The organism is Halomonas sp. CSM-2 (assembly GCF_002119345.1).
Classification (GTDB): domain Bacteria; phylum Pseudomonadota; class Gammaproteobacteria; order Pseudomonadales; family Halomonadaceae; genus Vreelandella; species Vreelandella janggokensis.
In genome coordinates this window covers 1-14772 of record NZ_NBYR01000011.1, presented here as the reverse complement: position 1 = coordinate 14772, position 14772 = coordinate 1, and the positions used below count along the sequence as shown (strand labels likewise).

The 14772-nt window shown below is 55.5% G+C and carries 14 protein-coding genes; 9 read left to right on the top strand and 5 right to left on the bottom strand.

Annotation, left to right across the window (positions count from 1 at the left end):
• Positions 1–306 precede the first annotated feature (306 nt).
• From B7L15_RS10835 to uxuA, 9 genes are all read left to right on the top strand, one after another.
• Entirely contained in the window at positions 307–1068 is a 762-nt protein-coding gene (locus B7L15_RS10835; protein ID WP_085918994.1) for a GntR family transcriptional regulator, read from the top strand.
• Positions 1065–2276 carry a D-mannonate dehydratase ManD gene (manD, locus tag B7L15_RS10830; protein WP_085918993.1) on the top strand — a complete coding sequence of 404 codons (1212 nt, stop codon included), beginning with the start codon at positions 1065–1067 and terminating at the stop codon, positions 2274–2276. Before B7L15_RS10835 ends, manD begins: the two co-directional genes overlap by 4 nt.
• 14 nt (positions 2277–2290) lie before the next feature.
• Positions 2291–3313 carry a Zn-dependent oxidoreductase gene (locus B7L15_RS10825; protein WP_085918992.1) on the top strand — a complete coding sequence of 341 codons (1023 nt, stop codon included), beginning with the start codon at positions 2291–2293 and terminating at the stop codon, positions 3311–3313.
• Positions 3314–3376: 63 nt separating this feature from the next.
• Positions 3377–4345: a TRAP transporter substrate-binding protein gene (locus tag B7L15_RS10820; RefSeq protein WP_085918991.1), complete on the top strand. Its 969-nt coding sequence runs from the start codon at positions 3377–3379 to the stop codon at positions 4343–4345.
• Positions 4346–4441: 96 nt separating this feature from the next.
• Positions 4442–5020: a TRAP transporter small permease gene (locus tag B7L15_RS10815; RefSeq protein WP_085918990.1), complete on the top strand. Its 579-nt coding sequence runs from the start codon at positions 4442–4444 to the stop codon at positions 5018–5020.
• Positions 5021–5022: 2 nt separating this feature from the next.
• Positions 5023–6306 carry a TRAP transporter large permease gene (locus tag B7L15_RS10810; RefSeq protein ID WP_085918989.1) on the top strand — a complete coding sequence of 428 codons (1284 nt, stop codon included), beginning with the start codon at positions 5023–5025 and terminating at the stop codon, positions 6304–6306.
• 217 nt (positions 6307–6523) lie between these two features.
• A protein-coding gene (locus B7L15_RS10800) for an IS5 family transposase (RefSeq protein WP_139839367.1) occupies positions 6524–7377 on the top strand; the annotation gives its coding sequence in 2 pieces (ribosomal slippage) (positions 6524–6866 and positions 6866–7377; 855 coding nt in all).
• The gene (locus tag B7L15_RS10795) at positions 7352–8692 is read left to right on the top strand and encodes a mannitol dehydrogenase family protein (protein WP_254902921.1); all 1341 of its coding nucleotides are present in this window, start codon (positions 7352–7354) and stop codon (positions 8690–8692) included. The genes B7L15_RS10800 and B7L15_RS10795 overlap by 26 nt, the downstream gene beginning before the upstream one ends.
• A 24-nt stretch (positions 8693–8716) precedes the next feature.
• The gene (gene uxuA, locus B7L15_RS10790) at positions 8717–9895 is read left to right on the top strand and encodes a mannonate dehydratase (RefSeq protein WP_085918986.1); all 1179 of its coding nucleotides are present in this window, start codon (positions 8717–8719) and stop codon (positions 9893–9895) included.
• Positions 9896–9935: 40 nt separating this feature from the next.
• Here the strand turns inward: uxuA and kduD are convergent, their stop codons facing one another.
• The 5 genes from kduD to B7L15_RS10765 form a co-directional block, all read right to left on the bottom strand.
• Positions 9936–10688 (bottom strand): 2-dehydro-3-deoxy-D-gluconate 5-dehydrogenase KduD, encoded by a 753-nt coding sequence (kduD, locus tag B7L15_RS10785; RefSeq protein ID WP_085918985.1) that lies wholly within the window; start codon positions 10686–10688, stop codon positions 9936–9938.
• Between the two features lie 47 nt (positions 10689–10735).
• Entirely contained in the window at positions 10736–11431 is a 696-nt protein-coding gene (locus B7L15_RS10780; protein ID WP_085918984.1) for an HAD family hydrolase, read from the bottom strand.
• Complete coding sequence (locus tag B7L15_RS10775) at positions 11428–12402, bottom strand: 2-hydroxyacid dehydrogenase (RefSeq protein ID WP_085918983.1); 975 nt, start codon at positions 12400–12402, stop codon at positions 11428–11430. The genes B7L15_RS10780 and B7L15_RS10775 overlap by 4 nt, the downstream gene beginning before the upstream one ends.
• A gap of 45 nt (positions 12403–12447) precedes the next feature.
• Positions 12448–13431 (bottom strand): sugar kinase, encoded by a 984-nt coding sequence (locus B7L15_RS10770; RefSeq protein ID WP_085918982.1) that lies wholly within the window; start codon positions 13429–13431, stop codon positions 12448–12450.
• Positions 13432–13516: 85 nt separating this feature from the next.
• Complete coding sequence (locus tag B7L15_RS10765; protein WP_085918981.1) at positions 13517–14527, bottom strand: LacI family DNA-binding transcriptional regulator; 1011 nt, start codon at positions 14525–14527, stop codon at positions 13517–13519.
• Positions 14528–14772 lie beyond the last annotated feature (245 nt).

Sequence of the window (14772 nt, the reverse complement as noted above, 5' to 3'; positions counted from 1 at the left end):
GCTGTCATGCCACCATGCTACACGTTTATATGAGCCCTAAAGTTCCGTCAAGGCTTTGTCGTTACTTGGCCTGTCTTGACGCTATTTTATGGGTTTTTGTCATGCGGCTTTGGGGGCGGACGTTACTGGTGGTGAAAAAATACTGGGTGCAGTGATACATCGTCACTTAGGACCTTATGGACGCCGATCAGTCAGCGACCAAAGTATAAGTGCCGCAGGCTTTCTATATCATCAATCCACTACCATACTAGTCATATCAGTGGTGGCCGTTACCTGTCACGAACCTTCCTATCAGGATCAGTTGTTATGCACGCGACCTTACAAACGCTATGGCAGGAAACCCACGAAAGAGACCCGGTACGCCAACGGCTATTTCATGTGCTGAGGCAGTCGATTATCCAGATGGTGCTGGCGCCAGGGCAGGCGCTATCGGAAAAGGAGCTTGCCGACACCTTTTCAGTTAGCCGCCAGCCAGTACGTGAAGCCTTCATAAGGCTCTCCGAGGCCGGATTAGTAGAGGTGAAGCCTCAGCGTGGCACTTATGTGGTGAAGATATCCCAGCGGGCGGTGCTTGAGGCGCGCTTTGTGCGTGAAGCGGTGGAAGTGGCGATTGTAAAAATGGCGGCTGAAAAAGGCCTTGATCCGGGCGTGTTAACAGATCTGCATGATCTGTTAGCACGGCAGCGTCGCTGTATTGAGCCTAATGATAATGAGCGATTTTATCGTCTTGATGAAACCTTCCATCGAACGCTTTCGCTGGGCGTAAAGCAGCAGGCAGCCTGGAAAGTCATTGAAGAAGTCCGGGCTCAGCTTGACCGGGTGCGCTATCTCAGTGTGCCCCATAGCACCCCGCTGGAAAGGCTTGTGGATCAGCATGCCAGCATCGTTGCGGCTATTGAGGAGCGAGACGCCTCCCGAGCAGAGCAGGCGATGTCTCTTCATTTGCGCGAGATATTGGTGTCCATGCCCGATCTGGTGCGTCGTTTCCCCAATCTTTTCGAGGCACAGGAAAATCAACGGTTCGATGAACAAGAAAACCCAGCGCTGAAGCAGGAGGCAATCCAATGAAGATTGAGCAGGCCTATACCATTGTAACCTCGCCGGGGCGCAACTTTGTGACGCTGAAGATTGTGACTGATCAGGGCGAGTACGGCATTGGTGATGCGACGCTCAATGGGCGCGAAATGGCGGTTGTGGCGTACCTGGAGGAGCACGTAATCCCGACGTTAATTGGGCGCGACCCCCAGCGCATCGAAGACATCTGGCACTACCTATACCGTGGTGCATACTGGCGGCGTGGCCCCGTCACAATGACCGCGATTGCCGCCGTGGATATGGCGCTTTGGGATATTAAAGCGAAGCTGGCGGAGATGCCGCTGTACCAGTTGTTAGGTGGTAAGAGTCGTGACCGGGTGATGGTGTATGGCCATGCTACCGGCCGAGATATCGACGCCTGCCTGGAAGAGGTCGCTCGCCACGTAGACGAAGGCTATAAGGCAGTCCGTGTTCAAGCGGGTATTCCAGGCATTGCCAGCATCTACGGCGTTGCCAAAAAAGATGGCGAACCCTACGAGCCTGCAGATGCTGACTTACCCGCAGAGCACGTGTGGAGTACCAGTAAATACTTAAACCATGTACCTAAATTGTTTGCCGCTGTTCGGGAGCGTTTTGGTGATGATTTGCACGTGCTACACGATGTTCATCACCGCCTGACCCCCATCGAAGCCGCCCGTTTAGGCAAAGAAGTTGAGCCTTATCATTTATTCTGGCTTGAGGACTGTGTGCCTGCTGAAAATCAGGAGGCGTTTGGGCTCATTCGCCAGCACACCACCACACCGCTGGCGGTAGGCGAAGTATTTAACAGCCTGTTTGATGCCAAAACGCTGATTGAAAATCAGTGGATCGACTATATCCGCACCACTTTGACCCACGCTGGGGGAATTACCCACGTACGGCGAATCGCCGACTTGGCGGGCCTTTATCACGTGCGCACCGGCTTCCATGGCCCGACGGATCTCTCACCGGTTTGCCTTGGCGCGGCGATTCACTTTGACACCTGGGTACCCAACTTCGGCATTCAAGAATATATGCCGCATACCAGCGCGACTGATGAGGTCTTCCCCCACGATTACCGGTTTGAAAACGGGCACTTCATTGTGGGCGAAACGCCCGGTCACGGCGTCGATATCGATGAGCAATTAGCCAAGCAGTATCCCTATAAGCGGGCCAGTCTGCCGGTTAACCGGTTGGAAGATGGCACTTTGTGGCACTGGTGAGGAGAAGCATGACAATGAAAGCATTTCAGGTGAAGGCGCCGCACGACTACCAAGTAGCAGATGTTGCCCCCCCTCAGGCTGCCGCTGGAGAAGCGCTTGTACGTGTAGCCTTTGCAGGTATCTGTGGTTCGGATATGCATATTATCCATGGGGATAACGCTTTTGTGCGTTTTCCTCGTATCACCGGTCATGAGTTTGCCGGGGTCGTAGAGGCGGTCGGTGATGGAGTGCAGAACGTCGCTGTAGGGGATCGTGTTTGCATTGATCCTGTTATCAGCTGTGGCCAGTGCTATCCCTGCCGTATTGGCCGTCCCAATGTGTGCAGCGCGCTTGAAGTGATCGGCGTGCATCGTGACGGTGGCTTTGAGGAATCTGTTGCCGTCCCCGCCGCAAACGTCCACCACCTTCCAGATCATATCGGCCTGGACGCGGCTGCCCTGGTTGAGCCTTACACCATTGCCGCCAATGTGCTTGATCGTATGCAGCCGCATCCCGGTGACCGACTAATGATTTTGGGAGCGGGTGTTATTGGCATGACGATCCTGCAGATGGCCCTGGCAAAGGGCATTGAAGAAGTGGTCGTAACGGATGTGATCCACGAACGATTAGCGGCAGCGAAAGAGCTCGGTGCAACGTACGTGTTCAATAGCCGTGATCAGGATGTCGAACATGAGGTTTTGGCCTTGACCAACGGTGAGGGGGTGCCACTGATCGCGGATGCGGCCTGCGTACCAGCGCTTTTACCCCAAATGCTGCGCTTGGCGTCTCCCGCCGGGCGCATTGGTTTGCTGGGTTTCAGCGTTCAGCCAAGTGAGCTCGTTCAGCTAGAGGTCATCAAGAAGGAGCTGACCCTGGTGGGGTCGCGTCTTAATAATCGCAAATTTCCGGAGGTGCTTGAGCTAATGGCAAGTGGCCAGTTGAATCCATTGGCGCTGGTGAGTCATCGGCTGCTACTCAGTGAGATGCCAGGTGCCATTGACATGCTTGATCACCGTCCTGAAGAGGCCCGAAAGGTACTGATTCAAATCAGTGCTTGAGGGTAACAACGCCAACTCACGATTCACAAACAATCTACAACGCCCGTGTGCAGGAGAAAAATCATGATCAAACAACTTATGACAAGTGCTGTTCTCGGGGCTGCCATGTTAGGCAGTCATTCACTCATGGCAGCAGATTACACGCTGCAATTTGGCCACTTGGCAAATGAGCAGAACATCTGGCACCAGGCCGCCGAAAAGTTCAAAGAGGAAGTTGAAACGAATTCCGACGGTCGGATTGAAGTGCAACTTTACCCCAATGAGCAACTCGGTAACGAAATGGATGTGATCAATAGTATCCAACTAGGCACGGCGGATATGACGATCACCGGTGAAAGCTTACAGAACTGGGCACCTAAAGCCGCGATGATGGCGGTACCTTACGCTTTCCGAGACGCCGAGCATCTGCATGCTGCGGTTAACGGTGACATTGGCGCCGAAATTGAAGCGCAAATTACCGAGCGCACTAACCTGGTACCTCTTGCGTGGTTTGAGCGCGGCCCCCGTCATTTGACCTCCAATCGGCCTATCCGAACGCCTGACGAACTGGATGGCTTGCGCCTCCGTGTGCCTAACGTGCCGTTGTTCGTTGATACATGGCAAGCACTGGGTGCGCGCCCTACGCCCATGGCCTTTAGTGAAGTCTTCACCGCGCTTCAGCAAAACACCCTGGAAGGCCAGGAAAACCCGCTTAGCTTGATTGAAAGCGCCAGCTTCAATGAAGTTCAGGACTACATCAACATGACTGGCCATGTGCGTAGTTGGATCTATGTCGTGATTGGACGTGATCAGCTGGAAAATATGCCTGAAGAGCTTCAGCAGGTGGTGCGCGATGCTGCTCAAACGATGCAAGCGTACGAAGCTGAACTGTTCGAGGAAGACCAGGCACGTCTCGAAGAAGCGCTAGAAGAGCGTGGCATGGAGTTTGTTGAGGTCGATGTCGATGCGTTTGCTGAAAAGGCGCGTCCTGCCGTGCTTGAAGCACTGACGGATGAACAGCGTGAACTCTTTGACGCTATCCAGGACCTGTAAGGCCGTCTTGGCAATGAATTGGCAACGACAATGGGCTGGCCGTAGCGCCAGTCCGTTGTCTAACAACACAAGCAGCTTGCCCATGAGGATTCGGTTATGAACTCGGATCACAAAGCGCTTGAAAAGCAAGCGTTGGAGAGTCTGGATTCAATGTCGGCGGTGCCTAAATTCAAAGGCTCCATTGGGCGCGTGATTGGCTGGGTGGATACCTGTTTTTTGACGTTGGCCGTTATGGCGTTGATTGCCATTGCTGCCACGGTACTGCTGCAAATATGTTCGCGACTGTTTTTACCGTTTTCGATTGCCTGGACAGAAGAACTGTCGCGCTATCTGTTTATTTACATGGTGGCGTTATCGGTGGGTGTGGTATTGCGCCAGAATCGCAATATCAGCGTTGAGCTTTTCCATCATCGGCTGAGTCCTCGAATGAAGGCAGCTTTCCAAGTCTTGATCTGCTTGATGATTGGTCTGTTTGCCTTACTGGTGCTGCCTTATGCTTGGAAGTATGCCCAAAATGGCACATGGCAGACCTCTCCAACGCTGCATGTCCCCATGCTGTATATCTTTTTCTCAACGGTCGTCACCTTTGCGCTACTCCTGGTGTATAGCTTACTGGGGTGCCTTGAGGGGATGATCGCGATGTGTCGCTCCTCTGCCTCCCTTCAGGAGTCGTAAGCATGGAAGTTATTATCCTGTTTAGTGTTTTCTTGGTGCTACTGCTGGTAGGGATGCCGATAGCCTTTTCGTTGGGGTTGGCATCACTTTCTTACCTCCTGCTGGAGGGTATTTCATTAACCATAGTGCCGCAGCGGATGTATGCGGGCATCGATACCTTCGTTTTACTCTGCATTCCGGGCTTTGTATTGGCCGGTAACCTGATGAATGCGGGTAATATCACTGATCATATTGTGCGCTTTGCCAACGCCTTATTAGGCCATATTCGCGGTGGGCTGGGGCTGGCGAATGTGGGGGGATCGATGATTTTTGGTGGTATTTCAGGTACCGCCGTGGCGGATTCTGCCAGCATCGGCTCGGTCATGATTCCCGGTATGGCGCGCGCAGGCTATGACAAACCCTTTGCCGCCGCCGTCACCGCCGCGTCGTCGACCATTGGGCCGATTATACCGCCAAGCGTTCCCATGATTATTGCTGGATCGCTGAGTGGTATTTCGGTAGGGCGGATGTTTTTGGCAGGGGCCGTTCCCGGCTTGTTGCTGGGGCTCGCCATGATGATTACGGTGTATATCCTGGCCGTTCGCCGCGGGTATCCAAAAGAGAAGCGGGTATCTTTGCTGCAGCTGCTTTCTGAAGCGAAAACGGCCTTTTGGGCACTCTTGATGACCGTGATCATTCTCTACGGCATCATTGGTGGCTTCTTCACGCCCACAGAAGCATCCATCGTTGCCAGCCTATATGCATTAGTGGTTGGCATGTATGTTTACAAAGGGTTGTCGTGGAAAAAACTGCCGGCGATTTTGTCTGACACTGTATTGACCTCCTCGGCATTGCTGCTGATGGTGGGGTTAGCGAATTTGTTTGGCTGGATCCTCACCAGCGAACAGATACCTCAGATGATCGCTGAGCTTATCCTCTCCATTAGTGATAATCCGCTGATAGTTTTATTAATACTTAATCTGATCCTGCTATTCGTCGGCGCGTTTATGGAAACCATCGCCGCGTTAATAATTCTTTTTCCCGCCCTGGTGGGTGTAGCGACTGGCGTGGGTGTCGATCCGGTTCATTTTGCGGTGATCGCGGTACTAAACTTGATGATTGGCCTCACAACGCCGCCGGTAGGGGTATGCCTATTTGTTGTCGCCGGGATTGGTAAGCTGCCGATGTTGACGGTGGCAAGAGCCATTGTGCCATTTTTACTTTGCAACTTAGCCGTACTGTTGTTGGTAACTTACGTGCCCGCTATTTCGCTTTGGTTACCCAACCTACTGATGGGGAGTCATTAACCATGCCTTCACACCGTATTGAAACCTCATCTAAAAGCGCAGAGGTTGGCGTCGTTCATCTGGGGCTCGGCGCCTTCCACCGCGCCCACCAAGCGGCGTATCTGGAGCGTTACCGCCAGCGTACAGGTGACTCTGAATGGGGTGTTTGCAGCGCTAGGTTTTGTACGAAAAGTAGATTCTGCTAATTTTGTCCATGCTGCAGCAGCATAGGTGAAGTATGGCAGGACGCTACGAACTATCCGAGCACAGCTGGTCGCTGATTAAGGACATCGTATCGCCACCCCAGACGATAGGTCGGCCAAGGCGGGATGATCGCCAGGTCTTGAACGGCATCTTCTGGGTCCTGTGCTCGGGGGCCAAATGGCGCGACTTGCCGGAGCGCTATGGCCCTTGGACCACGGTGTATGACCGATTCCGGCAGTGGCGTGATGATGGCACCTTCGACGCCGTACTGGCACGCCTCCAACTGAAATTGCGCGAGGATGGGTTGATGGACCTGGATACCTGGATGATCGACTCCACGGCCGTTCGTGCCACTCGGGCCGCCTCGGGAGGCGGCAAAAAGGGGGATCGGACGAACCGGTAGACCATGCGTTGGGGCGCAGCCGGGGTGGCTTGACCACCAAGATCCATCTGGTCTGTGATCGGCATGGATGGCCGCTGACCTTCACGCTCTCGCCGGGCCACGACGCCGACACTCGTCATTTTATGCCCACGATGGAAACCATCCATCTGCCAGGAAAGACAGGGCGGCCACGAAAGCGTTGCCGCTATATCGTGGCCGACAAGGGTTACGACAGTGATGACTTACGCCGCTACTGCGATCGACATCGGATTAAGCCGATCATCGCGAAGCGCAAGATGTATCGAAAGCCTCGTCCTGGACTCCCCCGAGGGTTCGACAAGCCCAAGTATCGAGAGCGCAATGTGGTAGAGCGCGCCTTTAGCTGGATCAAGGAACTAAGGCGAATCGCTACGCGCTATGACAAGCTGGCCCGTAGCTTTCGCGCCATGGTATGCGTGGCTTGCATAGATCGTTGCCTGCGTGCCGACTTTTCGTACAAAACCTAACCTTCGTGCCAGCATTGGCTTGGTCGACGGGTTGCGCGCGGCAGGGCATCGCTACCATGTTGCCGAGTACGCCGACAGTGAAAGCCTGACGCTGCGCGAAATAGGCGTGATCGAAGAGACGCTGTTCACTGGCTGCGATACAGAGGGTAACTGGGGACGCGACCGGGAGGCCTTGCTATCGCGGATGGCATCCGCGGATACGCGAATTGTGACCCTGACGGTCACTGAAAAAGGCTATTTCTTGAACCCTGCCAGTGGTGAGTTAAGAAATGATGACCCCATGATCGCCGCTGATATCGCTGCCCCCAAGCAGCCACGCACTGCGCCCGGGCTATTGGTGGAAGCATTGGCCCGGCGGCACAAGGCAGGCATTGCTCCTTTTACCGTTCTGTCTTGCGACAACATGCCGGATAACGGCAAACGGACACGCCAGGCGGTGGTGCAGCTCGCTGAACACCAAGATCCCGACCTGGCGAGTTGGATTGCCGATGAAGTGGCGTTCCCTTGCAGCATGGTGGATCGGATCGTGCCCGCGATGACGGACGCTGACTTTGAGCGCTTGGCAGCGCTGGGCGTTAACGACCCAAACGCGGTGGTGTGCGAAGCATTCACGCAGTGGGTGGTCGAAGACCACTTCCCCGCAGGGCGGCCGAGCTGGGAAGCTGAAGGTGTTGAAATGGTGGCCGATGTGGCGCCGTTTGAAACCATGAAGCTACGCATGCTCAACGGTAGTCATTCGCTGCTGGCTTACCTGGGTGCGTTGGCAGGGATTGAAACGGTCTATGAGGGTGTCCAGCATGCCAAACTGCGGGCGCTGTTACACCGCTATATGCTCGAAGAGGCGGCGCCCACCCTCGAGATGCCCGAGGGCATCGACCTGGACGCCTACGCGGACTCGCTATTGGCCCGTTTTGCCAACGATAGCCTGCGCCATCGCCTGCATCAGATCGCCATGGATGGTAGCCAGAAGCTCCCGCAGCGCTGGCTATCCGCCGCCCTGAAGCGCGCAGGTGTCGGTCAGTCATCGCCGTGCGTGGCATTAGGCATGGCGGCGTGGATTCGCTATACCTCGGGTGAGGATCTGATGGGCAATCGCCACCCCGTCGACGACCCGCTCGCCCAGCGCTTCCAGTCGATACATCACGCGCATGGTCGCGATGCTGACGCACTGGTGGCGGCGTATCTGGCCATGGATGATGTGGTGCCAAGCGAACTGGCAACGAATAAGGCATTTGCCCAGGCCGTGGTGACGGCGTACCAGACGTTGACCCAGGAAGGCCTGGAGGAGGCGCTCGCAGCGCTGAAGCATGGTTAGGGGCTAACAAAAAAGGAGAGCACCATGGAACACACCTGGCGTTGGTTTGGCCCGAATGATGCGATTCGCCTGGACGAGATTCGCCAGACAGGCGCAACCGGTATCGTTACCGCCCTGCATGAGGTGCCTAATGATCAGGTATGGCCGGTTGAGGCGATTCGCGAGCGTCAGCAGATGATCGAAGCGGCTGGCCTGACATGGTCGGTGGTGGAGAGCGTCCCGGTCCATGAGTCGATCAAGAAAGGACTGCCAGAACGTGACGCGCTGATCGAAACGTATTGCCAGACGCTGCGACACCTGGCGGCCTGCGGTATCGACACCGTTTGCTATAACTTCATGCCGGTACTCGATTGGACACGTACTGACCTGACCTATGAATTAGCTGATGGCGCCTTGGCGCTGCGCTTTGATCAGGTGGCTTTTGCGGCCTTCGATCTTTATCTGCTGCGGCGACCAGGGGCTGAGCAAGACTACAGCGCTGAGGATAAAGCTCAAGCAAGTCGCTATCTGGAAAGCTTGGATAGCGCTGGCCGTGACCAATTAGTCAATACCCTGATCGCGGGGCTGCCCGGCGCCGAGGAGCATTACACCCTTGAACAGTTTCGGGCTGTGCTGGAAGGGTATGCCGATGTCGACGCCGCCCGGTTGCGAGAAAACCTGGGTTACTTTCTGCAGGCGGTTATTCCGGTGGCGGAAGAGGTGGGCATTCGTATGGCCATCCACCCGGATGACCCGCCCCGGCCGTTGCTGGGATTGCCCCGGGTGGTATCGACGCGCGAGGATGCCCAGTGGATTATCGATCGTGTGCCCAGCCCCGCCAATGGTTTGACGCTTTGCACAGGGTCTTATGGCGTCCGTGAAGATAATGACTTGGTGGCCATGACCCGCCACTTTGCCCCACATATTCATTTTATCCATCTGCGTGCCACGCAGCGCGAAGCGGATAACCTGTCTTTTCACGAGGCGTCGCACCTAGCCGGTGATGTGGACATGGTGGGGGTCATTCATGCGCTGGTGAAAGAAGAGCGGCGCCGCGAACGCGAAGGTGGGGCACGTTTACCGATGCGCCCGGATCACGGTCACCAGCTTCTCGATGATCAACAGCGCCATACGGCACCGGGTTACCCGCTTTACGGGCGCATGCGTGGCCTTGCCGAGCTGCGTGGCGTAGAGTTCGTGTTGCGGCAGTCGACGGCTGGCTAGTGACTGGCTGGATGGCATTCAACTTACTGCTGGATATCATTTAGCGGGCTAGCCAGCCACCGTCAACTGCCAGGGTATGACCATGGACGTAGTGGGCAGCGTCGGAGCATAAAAAGATCACGGCACCCGCTAGATCCTCGGGCGTGCCCCAGCGGCCGGCGGGAATGCGTCCGAGTATTTCATCGTGGCGCTGGGGGTCGTCGCGCAGCGCCTGGGTATTATCGGTGGCCATGTACCCTGGGGCGATGGCATTGACGTTTATATCATGGGCAGCCCATTCGTTGGCCATCAGGCGGGTTAGGCCGAGGATGCCGCTTTTGCTGGCGGTGTAGGAGGGCACGCGAATACCGCCTTGGAACGACAGCAGTGAGGCAATATTGACGATCTTGCCCGGTTCCTCGCGCTCAATCAGGTGTTTAGCCACCTGCTGGGAGAGAAAAAACGCTGCCTTCAAGTTGATGTCTATCACCGCGTCCCAGTCTTCTTCGGTGAACTCGATAGCCGGTGCCCGGCGAATCGTTCCCGCATTGTTGACCAAGATGTCCAGCTTACCCGCCTGAGTGACCGCTTGATGAACAATGTCGTTAGGCGAATCATTGCCTAACTCTGCTTCAACAGCGTAAAAGCGCTTGCCTAAGGCTTCAACCTGCTGGCGGGTTTCCTCGGCAGGGCGGCGGCTGACACCGACAATATCAGCACCCGCTTCGGCCAGGGCCACGGCCATACCTTGGCCTAAGCCTTTGTTGCAGCCGGTAACCATCGCCACTTGATCTTGCAATGAAAATAACCTCATTGAATCCTCCTGAGCCGATTTTCACCAATATGTGTCAACTCCAGGTATTAAACGTCAGCAGGCACGTTGGTGGATAGGTTGGCAATCGCGGTGGGTAATTCACTGGCATGCAGAATGCCGATCGCACCGTCGGGAGTGATTTCCTCTCCAGGAAAGTGGTTCAGATGAATCACGTGCATGCCTGCCGCTAGGCCTGCCTCGACACCCACCGCCGCATCATCAATCACCACACACTGACGTGGAGTATAGCCCATGGCGGCCGCCGCCTTGCGATACAGCTCGGGATCTGGCTTCCATACGTTGAGGGTGTAGGCGCTAAACAGCCTGCCTTCAAAATGGTGGCCTAACGCGGTGCTTTCCAGCGCGCAACGGATCTTGCGCTCGGGGCCATTGGATACCACGGCCATAGGGTGGCTGCTTAACTGTTCCAACGCATCGGGCATGCCGGGTATTACCACAAGCTCGGCACGCATGCGGGCTTCCATGCGTGCCCGCATGTCCGCTTCAAGCTGGGTGAATTTGTCTTCTGCCAACGTCTGAAAACGGCTTTCCAGTGTTTGGACGATGGTCTGGAAACGCACCCCGCGAAATTCATCCATATACTGTCGGGCTGAAAAGGGTAGGCCGAATTCAGGAAGTATCTCGCCCATCACCTCGGCAAGCAGTATCTCGCTATCCACCAGGGTGCCATCGCAGTCAAACAGCAGACAGAGCGGTGTGGCTGTGCTCATCGCAGAGTTCATTGATAGGTTTCCTGATTGACCAGGCTAATGGGGCGTTCACCCTGAAGCGCCAAGCGAATATTATTCACAGCCCGTTGAGCCATGGCGTCGCGGGTTTCATGGGTGGCAGAGCCGATATGCGGCAAAGCGACGACATTGGCCATCGTCGGTAGCGTTGACGAGGCGGCGAGCGGCTCCTGCTCGAAGACATCCAGTCCGGCTGCTTGTATAGCGCCGCTCTCCAGAGCGTGTATCAATGCCGCTTCATCGACGACTTTGCCGCGGGCAATATTGATGAAAATGCCGGTTGGTTTCATTTGTGCAAATTCTTTGGCGCCGATCAGGTGTTCGGTCTCGGCTGTCAGCGGTACTGTGACACAGACAAAGTCAGCTTCGGCCAGCAGTTGGTTTAGTTCGCAGCGCTTAGCGCCAAGCTCGCGTTCTAATGCGGGCTTTGGGGAGGCGTTGGAGTAGAGCACCGGCATGCCAAAGCCCAGCGCACCGCGCCTGGCCACTGCCTGCCCAATGCGGCCAAAGCCGACCATGCCCAGGGTTTTGCCATGCACATCGCTACCAAACAGAGCGGGGCCAATACTGGCTTGCCATTCGCCTGCTTTTACCCACTCGGCTAGTTCCACTACTCGACGCGCGGTGGCCATGACCAGTGCAAACCCCGTATCGGCGGTGGTTTCGGTAAGCACATCCGGTGTATTGCACAGCATGATGCCGCGCTTGGTCAGTTCATCAACGGGGATGTTGTCATAGCCAACAGAAACGGTCGCGATGACTTCCAAGTTGGGGGCTGCGTCCAGCAACTGAGGGGTGATTGCCAAGCCGGAACCGATAATGCCGTGCGCCTCTGCCAATAGAGCGCGATTTTCAGGGGCATCAAGCGCGGAGGTTTTTGCCAGCACATCTACCTTAAATAAATCGCTTAGCTCACCCAGTTGGGCATCGCTGAGTCGTCCTTGAACCATTAACCGTTTTTGCATTGTTATCTCCAGGGTAAAAAAGCGGCTACAAAAAAGCGAGGCGGGTCAGGCGGTGGGTTGCTCTGCTTCAAGCACCTGTAAACGCTCGCGACCAGGCAGGCCTTCCATATCACCAATGACTTGAACGGCCTGAGCGCCAATTAAATTTCCCCGCTGGGCGGCTTGGCGTGCTGAGCAGCCATCAAGCAGGGCGCTGATTACGCCAACGGCAAAGCCATCGCCTGCACCTACGGTATCCACTACTTCAGCGACAGGGCAACCGCTTACCGTAAAGCTCTCCTCTTTCCCATCTAAGCTGCCTCGGTAATAGCTGCCTTCCGCGCCCAGTTTGATAACCACCGCCGAAGCACCTTGATCCAGATAGTAGCCTGCTATGTCGTAAGGCGTCTTTTGCCCTGTGAGTAGCTGGCCCTCGGAAAGCCCTGGTAGTACCCAGTCGGCACGGCCGGCGAGTTCGTTGAGGGTCGATCGCATAACGTTTTCGTTGGGCCAAAGTGACGGTCGCAAATTAGGGTCAAAGGAAACACTGGCACCATGGGCGCGGGCCTGTTCCATCAAATGATGGCTAAGCTGGCAGGCGCTTTCAGATAACGCCGGTGTAATGCCCGTTGCGTGAAGGTGGTTAAGTGCTTGGAAGTCGACATGCTGGGCGTCGTCAACCGTCAGGTGACTGGCAGCACTGCCACGTCTGAAATATTCGACTCGCGGGTCGGCGCCGTCCTGGGCGCGCTCTTTAAAGAGGAGTCCGGTGGGGTGCTGTGCATCGGCGTGAATATAGCGGCCATCGATTCCTTCCGCGGTTAACGCCGCCTGAATAAACTTCCCAAAGCTATCGGTGCCCACTCGGCTTAACCAACCCACTTGAAAACCCAGTCTTGAGAGGCCGATGGCGACATTGTTGTCGGCACCGGCCAAACGGCGGTGGAAACCCTCGATAGCGGATAAATCGCCCGGCGTATCCGCTACAAACATGGCCATGGCCTCGCCAAAGGTGAGAATTTCGGGTGGGCTATCGATAGCGTGTGGCATGGTCAATATTCTCTTTCGACTGTTTTTTAGCATTCAATGGGAACGATACCATTTTTGCGACTCTTTTCTAGCGATGCCTTGGAAATTAGCGCTGGGTGGAGCCCCGCTCAATCAGGCCAGGGGCAAAACTCACCGTGGTCGGCATTGCCGATATATGGGGTGCAATGCGATGCATCAAACATTCAATTGCCGCTTTGCCGATCGCATCGGTGGGCTGGCCAAGGGTGGTGATGCCGGGAGGCACTAAGGCGCACCAATCGAGTTCATCAATCCCCATCAAGCCTGTCTTGCCAAGTGTTAAGCCCAACTGCTGAAAAAGGGCAGTCACTGCTAGGGTGGCATTACCGTTACCACACAAAACGGCACAAGCGTGCTGTTGGTGGTCGGCTAAAAAGTCGCTTAGCATTTGCTGCGATGCAGTGCCATCTTCGGTGGTAAGCAGTAATGTCGCGTGATGCAGCCCGCGTAGTTCGGCAGCTTGGTGAAAACGCGACAAACGTCGTTGACGCGTGCTTGATTGTTCGGGCGCTTCGCTGACATACAGTACGGCTTGGTAGCCCTGGGCGCACAAGTGTTCGAGCGCCATATCAACCGCCAGGTGATTATCGAGCCCGACCACTTCCGCCTCCACATGGTCGACGTCGCGGTCTAGCAGCACAATAGGGGTTCCCTGACTCATAATGGTATGCAGCTGGTGTTCGGGGCTGCCGGATGCATTCACCACCAAGCCTTCCACTTGATAGGCGCCAAGCAGGTCTAGATGCTGGCGCTCCTGCTCCGGGTCATTGTCGGTATTACACACGACTAGCGAGTAGCCGTATTGGCGGCAAGCTTGCTCGACACCGTGGGTGATGGCTACTGAAAACGGATTGCGGATATCGGCGACCAACATTCCGATCAATTTCGAGTGCCCCCCTTTTAAGCCGCGTGCCATTTGATTCGGCTGGTAGCCAAGGGTCCCTGCCGCCTGGGCGATGCGCCTTTTGAGGGAAGGCGATAGCCGGTCATGCTCTTCGCCAAAATAGCGCGAAACGCTGGTTTTAGAGGTGCCTGCCAATTTGGCAACTTCGATGAGGGTAGCTCGGGATGAAGGCATAAAAATGGATTGATATAAATGGTAACGTTCCCAAAGTAGGGCTTTTCGATTTGAAAGGCAATACGCGTACATTAGTTGATAACATTAACCCGTCCCTCATCTCCCCTAGCCCGGATTTCTCATAGTACCTCAGCCAGTACCGCACTCAGGCTGTAACATCACTAAACACCTACTGGCTCGACTTACATCGGCTACTTTTTAACCACTTTCCGTCGTTCAGACACACTTCCCCCTTCCCCCCATTG

What these genes read in the sequence shown, in the direction of transcription:
- B7L15_RS10820 (WP_085918991.1), top strand. Translation starts at nt 3,377, where the DNA reads ATGATCAAACAACTTATGACAAGTGCTGTTCTCGGGGCTGCCATGTTA.
- B7L15_RS10765 (WP_085918981.1), bottom strand. Translation starts at nt 14,527, where the DNA reads ATGCCTTCATCCCGAGCTACCCTCATCGAAGTTGCCAAATTGGCAGGC.
- B7L15_RS10780 (WP_085918984.1), bottom strand. Translation starts at nt 11,431, where the DNA reads ATGAACTCTGCGATGAGCACAGCCACACCGCTCTGTCTGCTGTTTGAC.
- B7L15_RS10810 (WP_085918989.1), top strand. Translation starts at nt 5,023, where the DNA reads ATGGAAGTTATTATCCTGTTTAGTGTTTTCTTGGTGCTACTGCTGGTA.
- B7L15_RS10825 (WP_085918992.1), top strand. Translation starts at nt 2,291, where the DNA reads ATGAAAGCATTTCAGGTGAAGGCGCCGCACGACTACCAAGTAGCAGAT.
- B7L15_RS10835 (WP_085918994.1), top strand. Translation starts at nt 307, where the DNA reads ATGCACGCGACCTTACAAACGCTATGGCAGGAAACCCACGAAAGAGAC.
- kduD (WP_085918985.1), bottom strand. Translation starts at nt 10,688, where the DNA reads ATGAGGTTATTTTCATTGCAAGATCAAGTGGCGATGGTTACCGGCTGC.
- B7L15_RS10815 (WP_085918990.1), top strand. Translation starts at nt 4,442, where the DNA reads ATGAACTCGGATCACAAAGCGCTTGAAAAGCAAGCGTTGGAGAGTCTG.
- uxuA (WP_085918986.1), top strand. Translation starts at nt 8,717, where the DNA reads ATGGAACACACCTGGCGTTGGTTTGGCCCGAATGATGCGATTCGCCTG.
- B7L15_RS10770 (WP_085918982.1), bottom strand. Translation starts at nt 13,431, where the DNA reads ATGCCACACGCTATCGATAGCCCACCCGAAATTCTCACCTTTGGCGAG.
- manD (WP_085918993.1), top strand. Translation starts at nt 1,065, where the DNA reads ATGAAGATTGAGCAGGCCTATACCATTGTAACCTCGCCGGGGCGCAAC.
- B7L15_RS10775 (WP_085918983.1), bottom strand. Translation starts at nt 12,402, where the DNA reads ATGCAAAAACGGTTAATGGTTCAAGGACGACTCAGCGATGCCCAACTG.